A 15,132-nucleotide genomic window follows, 5' to 3' on the forward strand; every position below is an offset into this window, starting at 1 on the left:
TTCATTTCTTCCCCTCTTTTGTTATATACGTAAATAAAGCATGATATGTTGCTACTATCCCTTCTTTTTCCGTGAAGTCTCTTTCGTATATACGAAGCATCGTACGAAAGAGTGAAGGGCTTTGACAATAAGACTCTTCATTACTATTGGTCGCTCCTACTTTTCGAATAGAGTGTAGAAACTCCCTAACTTCTGTAAATCTTTCTATATAACATGTTTCAGAAACATGCACATCCCCTGTTTCTATCCTACATATATCGAGTAACTGATCTTTCGAATAAAAACGTTGACCAATCGATGTTTCATTTCGTATATTTTTCTCTTCTTTCGCCCGCTGGAATGAAGCATGCAATTCTTGAAATGTTTCATGTCCAAACGTTGAAAAGAGTAGTACGCCATCTATAGACAATTGATGAAATAAATTTCTTATCACTTGTTTTACATTATTCAGCCATTGAAATGTGGCATTTGAAATAATGACATCATATGATTCTTCTAGTCGTAATCGTTCAATATCCTCACAGTGAAACGTTACATTTTTCACATTATGTCTAGTTTTCGCAACTGCGATCATACTTTCAGCAAAATCAACAGCTGTAATATGCGCTTTCGGAAATAAATTTGATAATTGCTCTGTTACATATCCTGTCCCGCACCCAAGTTCTAAAATACGTATTGATGCTGTTGTACTATATCGCCGATTCAATATAGAAAGTAACGAATGTGCCATTTTCTTTTGTACACTTGCATATTGATCGTAAGATACGGCTGCCCCATTAAACCGTTTTTGCAGTAACGTTTTGTTGATCATGTCGTATCCCCTCTACAAATTGAATTATCTCATTTGCGCAATATTCAAAATTCACAACACATAATGCATGCCCAGCTTCGCTTACTACTTTCAGCGTGACGTTCCTATTTTCCGTCATACTACGCGCTGCAGACAACGGGCATATTACATCCTGCTCTCCATGAATAAGTAGTATAGGGACCTTAATTTCTTTAAGTTCCTCTCTCATATCTGTTTCTATTAAATAATCCAAACCTAATTGTAAAGACTGAATAGAATCACCTTTAAAACGTTTTACAATGTCTTCAAAACTTTTATTCTCTTTCAGCTCATCTTTGGTGAACATATTTGCATAGAACCGCTTCAACGTATCTTCTTTCTTTCTCGCCAAATTCTTTTTCAACCGTTCTACATGCAAAGAATTCCATCCACTTGTATAGTCACTCGTATTTGTAAATTTAGCAGTACCACCAATTAATACGATACCTTTCGCCTTAATATTTTTATAAGCTTGAATTGCGGCTAAAGCTCCCAGTGACCATCCCACCAAAATTACATTTTCATCATGCGCTACACCTATTATTCGTCCCTCAAACTCACTTTGTTCTTTCACGTTACGCCACTCTACACATTGAACAGAATATCCTTTAAAATACGGCAGAACTAAAGTCCAAACATCTTCTTCCATTCCCCATCCAGGAATAAAAATGATCTTCAGCTCTTTCATACTAAAAACCCCTCTTCTTTACCAATGCGAATAATATGCTGCGTTGCCCACTTTAAATCAGCTCTCATATGTTGTGACGTAACTGCAAAGCGAATTCGGGAACTACCAACAGGAACAGTTGGTGGACGAATTGCAATTGCTGCAATACCTACCTCTTGTAATTCTCTACTAAAGCGCATAGCATTTTCATTGGAACCGACTATAATTGGAACTATATGCGTTGAACTATTCCCAATATCAAAACCGGCTTCTCGTAAACGACTTCTGAAGTATGCCCCGTTTTCTAAGAGACTCTCTCTTCTTTCGTTATCTTCTTTCACTATTTCAATTGCCTTCTTTATCGCTCCTAATGTTCCTGGTGGTAAAGCTGTAGTAAAAATAAAGCCCCTCATCATATTTTGTAAATACTCTATACAAGTCGAATTACCTGTTAAGTAAGCACCATAACATCCTAGCGCTTTACTAAACGTCCCCATATGTATATCAATGTTATTGGCAATGTCTTTTTCAATATGAGATAATCCGGCACCATCTTTCCCAAATATTCCACTCGCATGCGCTTCATCAACCATAAGAAGTGCCCCATATTTTTCTTTCAGTTGCACTAAATCTTGTAAATTTGCGGTATCTCCATCCATACTAAAAACAGTATCTGTTACGATTAATTTTCTCTTTTCAGATGATGCCATTTTCAATAGCTTCTCTAAATGATCCAAATCATTATGACGATATCTTTTATGTTCTGCTCCGCTTAATATGATTCCATCAACGATACTTGCATGATTTAATTTGTCACTAAAAATACTATCGTGGCGACCAACTAACGAAGAAATCGCCCCAATATTCGCGGTATATCCACTATTTACAATTAAGGCTTTTTCAGTGCCTTTCCAATCGCATATACTTCTCTCAACCTCTTCATACAGTGGATAATTTCCTACAACGAGACGAGATGCTGTCGCTCCAGTTCCATATTTTCTTGTGCAGGCAATAGCAGCTTCTTTCAGCCTTTCATCTCCAGCTAATCCTAAATAATTATTCGATGCTAGATTTAGCATCCTTTTCTTATTTCGAATAAGCCATGTCTCTTCAGATCGCTCTGTTATATGTAAATTACGATACTGCCCTTGCTCCTTTAATTGTTCTACTTTAGATTGAAGATGCGCGCGCCACGTTTGATTCATTTTGGATGAGCTCCTCTAATTTTGAAATCATAATATGCTCTTTTGCCGATTCTAATAATTCTTCCTTTGTAAACTCTCCTTCAAGGAATGGTAATAACCCTAAAACCGGCACTCCACTTAACTCCTCAATCATTATTTTATTTTCTTGCACTCTTTCTTTTTCACATTTTTTACAACCAGATAAAATTACACCTGCTACTGTTAAACCATGTGCCTTCGCATAAGAAATTGTTAAAACAGTATGATTAACTGTCCCAAGTGTAGGACGCGCTACTACAATAAGAGGGAGCTTTAACTCTTTTGCGAAATCAATTACTAAAGCGTCTTCTGCATATGGGACGGCAAGCCCACCAGCACCTTCTACAAATAGGCTATTAAACTCTTTTAGTAGTTCATTATAGTGATCAGTAATTTCTTTTAATGTTACTGTCCTTCCAGCTCTTTTCATAGCAAGTCTCGGAGCAAGTGGCTCTTCAATTGAATAAGGGCAAATTTCATCCTCTTTTGTCGGTACACCCGAGAACGCTTTTAATCTTGCTGCATCTCCTTCTGGATTTGAAGCAACATGACCACTTTGCAACGGTTTATATACACCAACATTATGTCCAAGCTCCCGAAATATACCTGCCAATGCTCCTGTCACTACCGTTTTGCCAACTTCTGTATCCGTTGCTGTTATAAAGAAACCACTCATTACTCTCCCTCCGTAACATCCGAGATTGCTTTATATAAAATGCGTAACATCTCATCAATTTCAGCCACTGTAGATGCAAGAGGAGGCATAAATACAATGGTGTTACCGAGTGGACGTAAAATCATGCCTAACGCTCTTGAACGTTTACACACTTGAACACCGACTCTTTCCGTCCATTCAAACGATTTTTTCGTTTCCTTATTTTTCACAAGTTCAATGCCAACCATTAGCCCGCACTGACGAATATCTCCTACGTGCTTATATTCATTAAGCGCTTCTAATTGTTTTGCTACATATTCTGTTTTACGTGCAACATCTTCTATTAAATTTGTTTTTTCATATAGTTCTAGATTCGCAATTGCTACTGCACACCCTAATGGATTACCTGTGTAACTATGACCATGGAAAAATGATTTTTGTTCCTCATATTCTCCTAAGAAGGCATTATATATTTCGTCTGTCGTTACCGTAACTGCAACCGGTAAATAACCACCTGTTAAGCCTTTCCCAGCCGTTAAAATGTCTGGCGTCACATCCTCGTGTTCACATGCAAACATTTTCCCAGTACGCCCAAATCCAGTCGCTACCTCATCTGTAATAAATAATACATTGTATTTTGTACATAAATCGCGAAGCCCTTTTAAGTATCCTTTTGGCATTGTAATCATCCCGCCAGCACCTTGCATTAATGGCTCCACAATGATAGCTGCTACTTCTTCATGTTTTTCTTTCAGCAATTCTTCCATTTCTTCTAAATGTTTCTTTACAATTTGTTCCTTATTATCTCCATAAGGAGAACGATATGTATATGGATACGGCATTTTAATTGCCTCAAATAAGAGTGAACTATACACTTGGTGAAACAAGTCTATTGCTCCTACTGAAACAGCACCAATCGTATCACCGTGATATGCTTCTTTTAATGTAACGAATCTTTGTTTTCTCGGTTTCCCTTTATGTTGCCAATATTGGAAAGCCATCTTAATTGCAATTTCAACAGCGGTAGAACCAGAGTCGGAATAAAATACTTTTTTCAAGCCTTCTGGTACAACATCAATTATTTTTTCTGCTAATAAAATAGATGGAACGTTAGCAAGTCCTAACATAGTAGAATGGGCAATTTTATTTAATTGCTCACGAATTGCCTCATCTAGTTCTGGTACTTGATGCCCATGAACATTTAACCAAATAGACGAAACACCATCCCAATATTCATTTCCATTTACATCGTATAGCTTTCTTCCCTCTCCACGTTCAATAATGACAGGATCTTCTTCTAAATAATCTTTCATTTGTGTAAATGGGTGCCATACGTAATCTTTATTCTTCTTCGATAATTCTTCATATGTATAAGACGATTTTTTACTCGTATTACTATTAACAGTCACAATTGTCACCCCTAATGTTAACTTATTTATAAATATAGTTAACATTAAAATTAAATGACTGTCAATTATTTTTAAATCAAATAGTTCTTAAAAAAGAACAACTTATCATACGATAAGTTGTTCTACTTTCCATGTTGTATCTTTCCAATTTCTAAAATAATCTCTTCATCTTTTTTTCCTTCTGTATCAATTCCAAGTTGCTTAGCATGCTCAATTAATAAATCATGACGCTGCTCAAACCTAGCGGTATCTACGTCTTTCGTAATTTCTTCTTTTGTTTTCCCTTCAGTAGAAACTCCTAGTTTTTCAGCTGATTTTTCCATTGTTTTCTTCTCTTCAGTTTCTTTCACTTTCTTCACTTCTGACTGCTGTATTTGCTTTTGTTTCGACTGCTCTGATTCAGCTGCAAAAGCTGTATAAATTCCAGCACTTCCGCCAACGACTAGTAAGGTGGTAAAAAGAATTATTTTTTTCTTCACTCTTTCCTCCCCTTTCAAATTCATTATAACGCACATTTTTACAGTATTAAAAACATTTATCCTTTATTTCCCTAAAAAAATATCGAATGTTTTTATTGACATGTATGATGAATATATGATAAAAATTTAACTAACATCATATGAATCGGCGTTGATAGGATTTAGTAGTATTTCGTTTTCTGATTTCAGAGAGCTGGTGGTCGGTGCGAACCAGTACAGAGCGATTTATGAATTACCCCCTGGAGCTTCTTTTACGAAACGTGAGGAGTAGTGAAAGACGGTTTAGACCGTTATGTCTAAAGAGTGGTGAAACGACACTGTTTCACAATTTAGGGTGGTACCGCGAATTTTTCGTCCCTGCATATATTGCAGGGGCGTTTTTATTTTATTAGCGCATATCATATGACCCTTTATTTTGTGATACATTCATTTCACAAGCTAGGGTGGTACCGCGATTTCTTCGTCCCTGCATAATTATATGCAGGGACGTTTTTTTATCCAATCATTTCCGTATCATATAGAAGTGTCAAAATTTACCGGTAATTTGTCACAAAATTCTAAATTTTAGAAGGAAATATATAATATTGGCGAATTTTATATAAAAAAGGCTATTTTCGATTAATTAGGAGGGGAAAACAATGGTTTCAAAAATTGAATCTGTTCTTTTAACAATTTTTATCTTTTTCTGTATTGGGTTTAGTGTTATTCAATTAGAAGTTTCACCGCATATCCCAATTTTATTCGGTATCGTTATTTTATTAGCGTTTGGATTTATGAAAAAAATCTCTTGGTCTACTATGGAAAAAGGGATGATCAGTAGTATTTCAGCTGGTATTCCATCTATATTTATTTTCTTACTTGTAGGCGTATTAATCAGTGTTTGGATCGCAGCTGGAACAATTCCAACTTTAATGGTATACGGCTTCCAACTTGTATCTCCTAAAATTTTCGTTCCAACTGTTTTTGTTGTTTGTGCAATTGTTGGAACGAGTATCGGTAGTGCTTTTACAACTGCCGCAACTGTAGGACTTGCCTTTATGGGCATGGGTAGTGCTCTTGGATACGATCCAGCTCTTATCGCTGGTGCAATTATTTCTGGTGCATTCTTTGGGGATAAAATGTCTCCTTTATCTGATACAACAAACTTAGCTCCAGCTGTAACGGGTGTAGATTTATTTGAACATATTCGCAACATGCTTTGGACGACAGTTCCAGCTTTCATTATTGCTTTTATTGCATTTTTCATTTTAGGAAGTGGATCTGGGGGCAATGTTGATTTCTCAACTTTTATTAATACGTTAGAAAAAAATACAACGATTTCTATCGTTACGCTTATTCCGATTTTATTACTGTTCCTATTCGCATTTAAAAAGGTTCCAGCAGTTCCAACATTACTTGCTGGAATCGTAGTAGGGATAATCATTCTCTTTATTTTTAAACCAAGTACTTCTTTAGCTGATTTAATGAAAATTATGCAAGACGGTTATGTTTCTAAAACTGGTATAAAAGATATTGATAGCTTATTATCTCGCGGTGGTTTACAAAGTATGATGATGTCAATCGCTCTTATTTTCCTAGCTCTTTGTATGGGAGGTTTATTACAAGGGATGGGTATTATAACGCAACTAATGAATATTATCTCTAGCTTCGTAAACAATAGTACACGCTTAATTATTTCTACTGCTACAACGGCAATTGGTGTAAACTTCTTACTCGGCGAGCAATACCTATCAATCGTTTTAACAGGACAAGCATTCGCTAACAAATACGATGAAGTCGGTTTAGAACGTCGTAATTTATCACGAGTACTAGAAGATGCTGGTACAGTAATTAATCCGCTCGTACCATGGGGTGTAAGTGGCGTATTCTTAACAAACGTCCTTAGCGTTCCAACAATCGATTATGTTCCATACGCAATCTTCTGTTTAGCTTGTCCAGTCGTAACTATTATTGTTGGATTTACTGGATTCGGTCTTTCTTGGAAAAAAGAAAAAGCAGTACCAGTTTCATAATATACACATAAAAAAGGATTACCGTAATTGGTAATCCTTTTTTTGTACAATACTTTACTATCTATTTGCTTTCTTTCTTCTAAATAACATAAGTAAACCCGCTCCTACAAACGCAAGTCCTGCTCCAATTGTAGAAGCAACGCTTGCACCTGTTTTCGGTAAATCACGTTCATCTTTTTCAGCTTCTTTATTTTCACTTACAGTTGTTGTTTCTTTTGTATTTTGATCATCTGTTGTAGTTTGTCCAGATCCTGCGTTGTTTCCATCTTGTTTTGATTCATTTCCAATATTACCTTCATCTGTTGGCGGTGCCGTTGGATTCTCCCCATTATTACCATCACCTGTTGGTGGTGTCGTTGGATTCTCCCCATTATTACCATCACCTGTTGGTGGTGTCGTTGGATTTTCTCCACCAGTTTCCTTATCACTGTCGTTCTTCTTCGTTATATCAATTGCATATTTAGCAAATTCATTTTCAGATGGTCCAACATATGATATTTTTCCATCTTTCTTTATATGCTTTTGTGCATTTGGTGAAGAATCAAATGTTGTATTTAATTTATCTGCAACAATTGGTTTAAATGTCCAATTTTGATCAGCTGCTGGATTAATAACTGGTGTTTCTTGCATGTACTTCACAATAATTTGACGTGTTTCATCTTGCGATTGATAAACAACTTCGCCTTTACTTACACCAGGGAATGTTTGGCTACTTCCACGATAGTTATTTGTAGCAACTATGAATTCTTGAGTGTCGGCTACAGGCTTACCTTCATACGTCATATTTACAATACGATTCGTATTTGCATTTACAACTTTTCCATCTTTATCATATTTCGCCGGTTGTGTCACATCAATTTCGTATTTTAAACCATCCAAAATATCAAAGTTATATGTAGGATATCCGATATTTACTAATGGCTGCTCTTCTGTTTTCTTTGAATCAATCTGATTAAACTGACCTGCAGACATTTCAAGCCATTCTTTCACTTGTGCCCCACTTACTTTTACAGCATATAATGTATTTGGATATACGTATAAATCCGCTACGTTTTTAATTGCTAAAGTTCCAGCCGGAATATCAGTATAATATGAAGCACCGTTTCGGCCACCTGCTTTAAATGGTGCTCCTGCAGATAAAACTGGAATTCCTTTATATTTACTATATTGTCCATTTTCAGCAAATAACTTTTCGACATACCATTTTTGGGCATTTGTCACAAGTTGTACAGACGGATCATCTTGTACTAATGAGAAATAACTATTAATTGGCGCTGTCGTTTTACCTACAGCTGTATTTACATAATCGATTGTCGCTTGATGATCATCTTTAATTTCATTAACTAGTTTTTCATCAGATTGTACTAATGGGTTACCTTTACTATCAGCAATCGGACGAAGTTGTGGCTTAGACTGATCTTTTTGTACTTCCCATTTTCCGTTTACCTTTTTCAATTGCATATCAATAATACCTAAGTTACTACCAAAAACGCCAGGCATTACAACTGGAACACCATTAAATACATCCTTCACTTCAGTATGTGAATGTCCCATTAATACTGCATCAACATCAGGAACTTCAGTTAAATAAAACGATGCGTTTTCCATTCCAATGTTGTATCCACTCTTATCAACACCTGAATGAGCTAGTGCAACGACAATATCTGCATGCTCCTCATTTTTCAGTTTCGGTACTAATTTCTTCGCTGTTTCGACAATATCTTTCGCTTTTACTTTTCCTTCTAAATTTGCCTTATCCCAGTTCATAACTTGAGGTGGAACAAATCCTATTACACCAATTTTCACCTTTTGTTTTTGGCCTGCTTCATCCACTACTTCTTTCTCTACAATATGATATGGTTTAAAGTAATGTTCGTCGTTCTCTTCAATACCATCATGATCATCTTTATAAACATTTGAATTAATAACCGGGAATTCTGTTTTACTAATTACTTTGTTTAAATAATCTAAGCCATAGTTAAATTCATGGTTTCCAAGAGAGATGACGTCATACTTCATTAAATTCATTAGACGATATAATGGATGTACATAACTCGGATCAACCGGATTCTTCGGATCATTGATTTTATTCGCCACATAATCCCCAAGTGGCGTACCTTGTAATGCATCCCCATCATCAAATAAGACAGAGTTCTTCGCTTCTTCACGCGCTTTATTAACAAGTGTTGCAGTTTGCACGAGACCTACTTTATTATCTGTTTTCGTTTGATAATAATCGTAATTCATTAAGTTAACGTGAATATCTGATGTTTCTAAAATTCGTAAGTTAACTGTACTCTCCCCAGATTGCTCCTCCGCATGAACTGTTGTTGGCAACACTTGTGGCGCTATAACACCAATTGCAAGTGTTGCTCCAGCTAGCATTTTTTTTGACTTTTTCACAAAAAATCCCCCTTATACAATTACCCCAAAATAATGAAATGAATCTCTATCAGTCCCTAATCACATACCTTTTTCTTCTATTAGAGCGATGATTTCCACCTTATCTGACATTATCATATCTAAAGTTCTTTCATACCGTCAATATTTTTTGACATACTTCTACAAATTTTCTGTAAAGTTATTGTGAATTTTTCATAAATATATAATATGCCCTTACATTGCTTATACTGCTGAATATGATACAATTACCAATTACAAGGAGGATGAATTTATGAAAAAAGTCATCTTAACAATTGTTTGTCTCCTCCTTCTAATCATTTCTTGTTCTAATTTTGAAAAGAACGATGAAATAGAACAAAAAGAAACTGAAGGAAAAGCAGAAAAAACATCTGCTCCGAGTTGGATTGATAAGCAAACGAACGACTCCTTTTATCATCTCGTATTAGGTGATTCACTCGCCAAAGGATATGGATCTACACAAGGGGGATTTGCCGAATTAGCTTCTAAGCAACTAGAAGGACAAATTCATAAACCAATTACGGTAGAGAATCTCGGTGTAAACGGTCTCACTACAGGTCGTCTCGTAAAAAAAGTTCAGTTAGAAGAAGTACAACAAAAAATTAGGGAAGCCAATATCATTACTATTAATATTGGCGGAAACAATTTATTTCGCTTAAATCGTGATGTAGGTGTTATTGATGGTATTAAAATGTTAAATAAAGAAAAAACTCGTTTTGAAACGGATGTAAACTCTATTGTAAAGACCGTTCGAGATCAAAATCCGAATGCTTTACTCATTCTCTCTGAGCTCTATAACCCTTTACAACTCGATGACTCCATTGCCAGTTACGCAGATATGTTTTTAGATACTTGGAATGATTCTGTTTATGCTATTTCAAAAGCGAATCAGCCATCTATCGTTTTACCAATTCGAAAATTAATATCAAATGATAAAAAAGATTTACTCTTTGACCAAGTACACCCAAATGATAACGGTTATACGATTATTGCCAATACATTTACAAAACAAGTGTTATCCTACAAATATTAAGATTACCGTGAAACAATTCTATTTTTATACCTTGTCTTTTTTGTTACAATGATAGTGGAAGGGGGCCGTTATATGGAATCACGCGAGTGGGAACGTATTGTTGATCATCTTCTTTCGCTAGTGCCTCTTTTTTATCGCAAATTTATGCTTCCTGGAGAGTTTTCTTCTCAAAGACATATGCCGCCATCACATACGCAAGTGTTACTGCTTTTGCATGAAAATGGTACATTAGCAGTTTCAGAAATTGGCAAGCGGCTAGCGATTTCACGGCCTAACATGACCCCTCTATTAAACAAACTCATTCAAGAAGAACTAATAGAGCGTCATTATAGCGAAAAAGATCGACGGGTCATTTTAATTTCCCTAACAGCTGAAGGGAAATTACTAGTAGGTCAGTATCAGCAATTCATTTTAGACAAACTAAAAGAAAACTTTCAAACATTATCTGAGGAAGAGCGCGAAAAGCTCATTTATTCTCTTCAAACCATTCAAAATTTAATTTTGAAAACAAACGCATAAAGCTGCTTCTAAATAGAAGCAGCTTTATGATTCGTAATAATTACCATAGTATACATTTGAATACGGCCATGTCATTAAATACGGCTTTCGTTCTTGAACAGGTTGCTGCTCAGGCTGTTGCATTTGCTGTATTTGTTGCTGCGGATATACGCCGAATTGCTGCCTCATATTATTTACAGGATAATAATTTGTATATGGATATACTTGAGGTACATAGTAATAATACATTCATTCTCTCCCCCTTTTTCTTAAACATATTCAAAGGGGAAAATGAATGTGACATTCTTTATATTTGCACAAGTGGTTCTCTCACTTGTTTCTTTCTTTTCTTCAAACGTAACTTACGATTTTTTTCATATAAATAATGCACAACGAAATATGAAATTACCCCAAACACAATCCCTATTATCGTCATACCAATTAATACATACACTTCACTCTGTAATAAGCTCTTTAACATCGTAAAAATATGACTCGAAAATAAATCTGATATAGTAAATGGCTTATGATGTATTTTCTTTACATCAAATGGATAAATCATTTTCCCTAATGCGTAAGCAAGCGGAAATAAAAATACTGGGAGAAACGATATTTTCCCAATAATATTACCAATGACTGCGGCTGGAAAAGATCCCTTTGCTAACCTGACAATTGGATAAAATATTAAATATACGAGCGATGCCGTATAAATCACTAACATTTCTAGCCCAAATCCAATAGCAAAACCTAATGATACTTTTTTTGCTCCTTCTGGTGATCGAAGCAACTTAAAATATTGAAACTTTAATATTCTCCACATCCGCTGAAAAAACGAATATGTCTTCTTAGTTGTCTTCACAATTATCATCTCTTTAACTATATTTTTTCTATTTAGTATGTCCTTACATCATATGAAAAACAAATTTAGTTTTCTCTTGTTATTATAAATGATATAGAGATGATTAACCAAATATACATCCGACATTTCGATATAAAAAAAACCTTCCTTTTTAGGAAGGTTTTCCAGTAGTTTGAAACAAACTCACTAATAACGCTTTTTGAGCGTGCAATCGGTTACCAGCTTGCTCAAAAACGATAGACTGCGGCCCATCTATAATCTCCCCTGTTACTTCTTCCTCACGATGGGCAGGTAAACAGTGTAAGAAACGATATGTTTGCTTCGCATGCATAACAAGTTCTTTATTGATTTGGTAAGGTTGAAATAAAGTATATTTCTCTTCTTCTCCCTCTTGCCCCATGCTCATCCAAACGTCAGTATAAATAAAGTCCGCTTCGTTTACCGCTAATTCAGGGTTATGCAAAATTTCAATTTCAGCTCCTGTTTCATCAGCAATCGCTAACGCCTTTTTAACAATTTCTTCATTCGGTTCATAGCCTACGGGAGTTGCAACAGTCATATTCATTCCGACTTTTGCACTTGCTAGCAATAGTGAATGACATACATTATTCCCATCACCTACGTAAGCTAATTTAATTCCTTTAAACGTATGAACTTCTTCATATATCGTCATTAAATCTGCCAATGCTTGGCAAGGATGATGATCATCAGTTAAACCGTTAATAACTGGGATACTGGACTCTTTCGCAAACTCTTCTACATCCGCATGTGAGAATGTACGTATCATAATCCCATCAATATAATGAGATAACACTTTTGCAGTATCTGAAACGCTCTCTCCTCTTCCAATTTGCATCTCTTTCCCACTTAAAAACATTCCATGTCCTCCGAGCTGTACCATTCCTGCCTCAAAAGAAACGCGAGTACGAGTTGAATGTTTATCAAAAATGAGCCCTAATATTTTCCCTTGCAATAAAGGCTCCTGTTTATTCTTTTTTAAATATATAGCGAACTCAATTAATGAAATGATTTCTTCTTGCGTCAGTTCTTCTAGCGTTAAAAGATCTTTCGTATTTAATTTCGGTACTTGTACAGTTGACATGAAACTTCCCCCTTATATGATTGATACGTTTTTTGTACAAACTACTTTTTTTATCATATATACTGCCTGTTCTAGTTCTTCATTCGTTACAATGAGTGGTGGTAATAGCCTTATAACATTAGGCCCTGCTTGTAATACGAGAAGTCCTTCTTTTTCTAGTTGTTCTATAAAACTTGCAACTTCATGCTTACACTCAATCCCAATCATAAGCCCCTTACCACGTATATTTTGAATACATTCAACATGTCGTAATTCCTCTCGTAACTTCTCTAATACGTATTCGCCCTTTTCCTTTACTTCTTTTAAAAGCGATGGTTCCTTAATTAATTGCAATACTTCTTTCGCTGCAGCCATCGCAATATAGTTCCCGCCAAAAGTTGAACCGTGTGATCCTGCAGTGAACGATGTTCCGAGTTCTTTCCGGCCAATCATCGCTCCAACAGGAATACCATTCCCAAGAGCCTTAGCGGTAGTAACGATATGAGGGTCTATTCCCATTTGTTCGTAAGCGAATAGTGTCCCTGTTCTTCCGATCCCTGTTTGTACTTCGTCTATAATAAATAAGGAATCGAACTTATTACATAATGTTTCAATCTCTTTCAAAAAAGATAAATCAGCAGGCATGACTCCTCCCTCTCCTTGAACAACTTCTACCATTACCGCCGCAACTTCTTCATTCATTACTTCCTCTAATGCCTTTATATCGTTAAAAGGGATATGTAAAAAAGACGGAAGTAGTGGACCAAATCCTTCTTTCACTTTATCTTGCCCCGTCGCACTCATCGTTCCGAATGTTCTACCGTGAAAAGACTGCAGACATGTTACGACGAGAGATTTTCCAGTATGCTTACGGGCTAGCTTCAAAGCTGCTTCATTCGCTTCTGCCCCGCTATTACAGAAAAAAACATAATCTAATGCTATATTTTCTGTTAATAATGACGCGACTTCTTCTTGTAAGCTGTTTGCAAATAGGTTAGATATATGCCATATATCATCAAGTTGTTCTTGTACAGCTTTCATAACAGTAGGGTGACAATGTCCTAAATTACATACACCAATCCCTGACGTGAAATCTAAGTATTGTTTACCGTTGTTATCAATAACTTTCGTTCCCTTTCCCTTTACAAACTCAACAGTTCTTCTCCCATACGTTTGAAAAAGATGACTTGTCATATGATACTCACTCCCCTCGTTACCGTCGTTCCGATACACTCTCCTGTAACTTCAGTAAAATCTTTTGTACCATTTACGATACTAACCTTTTGCACTCCCATTTTTAATGAAGTTAGTGCCGCCTGTACTTTCGGAATCATCCCGCCTGTAATAACTCCTTTTTCTATAAAAGTTGCAATTTCAGACTCATCTGTTTTCTTTACCAATTTCCCTTCATGTAATATCCCATCTACATCCGTAATAAAAATGAGTTCTTTTGCGGATAGTGCGGCCGCAATCCCAGCTGCAGCGGTATCCGCATTTATGTTATACACTTCATTATCATTTATCCCGATTGGAGCAATAACAGGAATATAATTCATATCTATCAACCCTTTTAATAAGGCTGTTTCTACATAACTTACTTCTCCTACATATCCTATCTCTTCGCCAACAGGTTGAACTTGAAGTAAATTACCGTCACATCCTGAAAGCCCTACCGCAAGTAAATTATGTTTTTGTAAATTCATTACGAATTTTTTATTCGTACTTCCGCATAGCACCATTTGAACAACATCCATAACCTCTTTCGGTGTTACTCGTAATCCATCTTTCTTTTCTATCTTGATATTAGAGTCTTCTAACTTGGCATCAATTTCTGGGCCACCGCCATGGACAATAACAACCTTATACTTATTTTGCAATTTCTTTATGCAATCAAAAAACACACTATTTAATCGATTCAACATGCTACCGCCACATTTAACTACAATATAATCGCTCATCTTCTCTC

The 15,132-nt window shown here is 35.9% G+C and carries 15 protein-coding genes and 1 other annotated feature; of the genes, 3 read left to right on the top strand and 12 right to left on the bottom strand.

What is annotated here, in order from left to right; translation table 11 throughout:
- Position 1: 1 nt before the first annotated feature.
- The 6 genes from bioC to KPL75_RS07195 form a co-directional block, all read right to left on the bottom strand.
- Positions 2-811 carry a malonyl-ACP O-methyltransferase BioC gene (gene bioC, locus KPL75_RS07170; RefSeq protein ID WP_219920020.1) on the bottom strand — a complete coding sequence of 270 codons (810 nt, stop codon included), beginning with the start codon at positions 809-811 and terminating at the stop codon, positions 2-4.
- Entirely contained in the window at positions 777-1,517 is a 741-nt protein-coding gene (locus tag KPL75_RS07175) for an alpha/beta fold hydrolase (protein ID WP_219920022.1), read from the bottom strand. The genes bioC and KPL75_RS07175 overlap by 35 nt, the downstream gene beginning before the upstream one ends.
- Positions 1,514-2,701 carry an 8-amino-7-oxononanoate synthase gene (gene bioF / locus KPL75_RS07180; RefSeq protein WP_219920023.1) on the bottom strand — a complete coding sequence of 396 codons (1,188 nt, stop codon included), beginning with the start codon at positions 2,699-2,701 and terminating at the stop codon, positions 1,514-1,516. Before bioF ends, KPL75_RS07175 begins: the two co-directional genes overlap by 4 nt.
- Complete coding sequence (bioD, locus tag KPL75_RS07185; RefSeq protein ID WP_219920024.1) at positions 2,667-3,395, bottom strand: dethiobiotin synthase; 729 nt, start codon at positions 3,393-3,395, stop codon at positions 2,667-2,669. Before bioD ends, bioF begins: the two co-directional genes overlap by 35 nt.
- Positions 3,395-4,828: an adenosylmethionine--8-amino-7-oxononanoate transaminase gene (gene bioA / locus KPL75_RS07190; RefSeq protein ID WP_219920025.1), complete on the bottom strand. Its 1,434-nt coding sequence runs from the start codon at positions 4,826-4,828 to the stop codon at positions 3,395-3,397. The genes bioD and bioA overlap by 1 nt, the downstream gene beginning before the upstream one ends.
- A gap of 77 nt (positions 4,829-4,905) precedes the next feature.
- Complete coding sequence (locus KPL75_RS07195) at positions 4,906-5,262, bottom strand: hypothetical protein (protein WP_219920026.1); 357 nt, start codon at positions 5,260-5,262, stop codon at positions 4,906-4,908.
- 142 nt (positions 5,263-5,404) lie between these two features.
- Positions 5,405-5,624, top strand: a binding site (T-box leader).
- Between the two features lie 276 nt (positions 5,625-5,900).
- Here KPL75_RS07195 and nhaC point away from each other — a divergent pair.
- Positions 5,901-7,274: a Na+/H+ antiporter NhaC gene (gene nhaC, locus KPL75_RS07200; RefSeq protein WP_219920027.1), complete on the top strand. Its 1,374-nt coding sequence runs from the start codon at positions 5,901-5,903 to the stop codon at positions 7,272-7,274.
- Between the two features lie 57 nt (positions 7,275-7,331).
- Here nhaC and cpdB read toward each other — a convergent pair whose 3' ends face one another.
- Positions 7,332-9,677, bottom strand: coding sequence for a bifunctional 2',3'-cyclic-nucleotide 2'-phosphodiesterase/3'-nucleotidase (cpdB, locus tag KPL75_RS07205; RefSeq protein WP_219920029.1), 2,346 nt, complete (start codon positions 9,675-9,677; stop codon positions 7,332-7,334).
- 271 nt (positions 9,678-9,948) lie between these two features.
- On the opposite strand from cpdB, the gene KPL75_RS07210 reads away from it, so the two are divergent.
- Together KPL75_RS07210 and KPL75_RS07215 are read left to right on the top strand one after the other, a co-directional pair.
- Positions 9,949-10,728, top strand: coding sequence for a GDSL-type esterase/lipase family protein (locus tag KPL75_RS07210; RefSeq protein WP_219920031.1), 780 nt, complete (start codon positions 9,949-9,951; stop codon positions 10,726-10,728).
- Positions 10,729-10,800: 72 nt separating this feature from the next.
- The gene (locus tag KPL75_RS07215; protein WP_105584590.1) at positions 10,801-11,247 is read left to right on the top strand and encodes a MarR family winged helix-turn-helix transcriptional regulator; all 447 of its coding nucleotides are present in this window, start codon (positions 10,801-10,803) and stop codon (positions 11,245-11,247) included.
- A gap of 24 nt (positions 11,248-11,271) precedes the next feature.
- On the opposite strand, the gene KPL75_RS07220 is transcribed toward KPL75_RS07215, so the two are convergent.
- The 5 genes from KPL75_RS07220 to argB all read right to left on the bottom strand — a co-directional run bounded on the left by KPL75_RS07220 (position 11,272) and on the right by argB (position 15,124).
- Positions 11,272-11,475, bottom strand: coding sequence for a hypothetical protein (locus KPL75_RS07220; RefSeq protein ID WP_219920033.1), 204 nt, complete (start codon positions 11,473-11,475; stop codon positions 11,272-11,274).
- 58 nt (positions 11,476-11,533) lie between these two features.
- A complete protein-coding gene (locus KPL75_RS07225) occupies positions 11,534-12,085 on the bottom strand; it encodes a DUF2062 domain-containing protein (RefSeq protein WP_219920034.1) in 552 nt (183 codons plus the stop codon).
- Between the two features lie 151 nt (positions 12,086-12,236).
- The gene (gene argF, locus KPL75_RS07230) at positions 12,237-13,187 is read right to left on the bottom strand and encodes an ornithine carbamoyltransferase (RefSeq protein ID WP_219920036.1); all 951 of its coding nucleotides are present in this window, start codon (positions 13,185-13,187) and stop codon (positions 12,237-12,239) included.
- Between the two features lie 12 nt (positions 13,188-13,199).
- A complete protein-coding gene (gene argD, locus KPL75_RS07235) occupies positions 13,200-14,360 on the bottom strand; it encodes an acetylornithine transaminase (RefSeq protein WP_219920038.1) in 1,161 nt (386 codons plus the stop codon).
- Positions 14,357-15,124: an acetylglutamate kinase gene (gene argB, locus KPL75_RS07240; RefSeq protein ID WP_219920040.1), complete on the bottom strand. Its 768-nt coding sequence runs from the start codon at positions 15,122-15,124 to the stop codon at positions 14,357-14,359. Before argB ends, argD begins: the two co-directional genes overlap by 4 nt.
- Between the last annotated feature and the right edge of the window lie 8 nt (positions 15,125-15,132).

The sequence above is a fragment of the Bacillus sp. NP247 genome (genome assembly GCF_018966865.1).
Classification (GTDB): domain Bacteria; phylum Bacillota; class Bacilli; order Bacillales; family Bacillaceae_G; genus Bacillus_A.

Excerpts from the sequence above, each read along its gene's own strand:
- argB (WP_219920040.1), bottom strand. The coding sequence starts at position 15,124 with ATGAGCGATTATATTGTAGTTAAATGTGGCGGTAGCATGTTGAATCGA.
- bioD (WP_219920024.1), bottom strand. The coding sequence starts at position 3,395 with ATGAGTGGTTTCTTTATAACAGCAACGGATACAGAAGTTGGCAAAACG.
- nhaC (WP_219920027.1), top strand. The coding sequence starts at position 5,901 with ATGGTTTCAAAAATTGAATCTGTTCTTTTAACAATTTTTATCTTTTTC.
- bioA (WP_219920025.1), bottom strand. The coding sequence starts at position 4,828 with ATGTTAACTATATTTATAAATAAGTTAACATTAGGGGTGACAATTGTG.
- KPL75_RS07210 (WP_219920031.1), top strand. The coding sequence starts at position 9,949 with ATGAAAAAAGTCATCTTAACAATTGTTTGTCTCCTCCTTCTAATCATT.
- KPL75_RS07220 (WP_219920033.1), bottom strand. The coding sequence starts at position 11,475 with ATGTATTATTACTATGTACCTCAAGTATATCCATATACAAATTATTAT.
- bioC (WP_219920020.1), bottom strand. The coding sequence starts at position 811 with ATGATCAACAAAACGTTACTGCAAAAACGGTTTAATGGGGCAGCCGTA.
- argF (WP_219920036.1), bottom strand. The coding sequence starts at position 13,187 with ATGTCAACTGTACAAGTACCGAAATTAAATACGAAAGATCTTTTAACG.
- KPL75_RS07175 (WP_219920022.1), bottom strand. The coding sequence starts at position 1,517 with ATGAAAGAGCTGAAGATCATTTTTATTCCTGGATGGGGAATGGAAGAA.
- bioF (WP_219920023.1), bottom strand. The coding sequence starts at position 2,701 with ATGAATCAAACGTGGCGCGCGCATCTTCAATCTAAAGTAGAACAATTA.
- argD (WP_219920038.1), bottom strand. The coding sequence starts at position 14,360 with ATGACAAGTCATCTTTTTCAAACGTATGGGAGAAGAACTGTTGAGTTT.
- KPL75_RS07215 (WP_105584590.1), top strand. The coding sequence starts at position 10,801 with ATGGAATCACGCGAGTGGGAACGTATTGTTGATCATCTTCTTTCGCTA.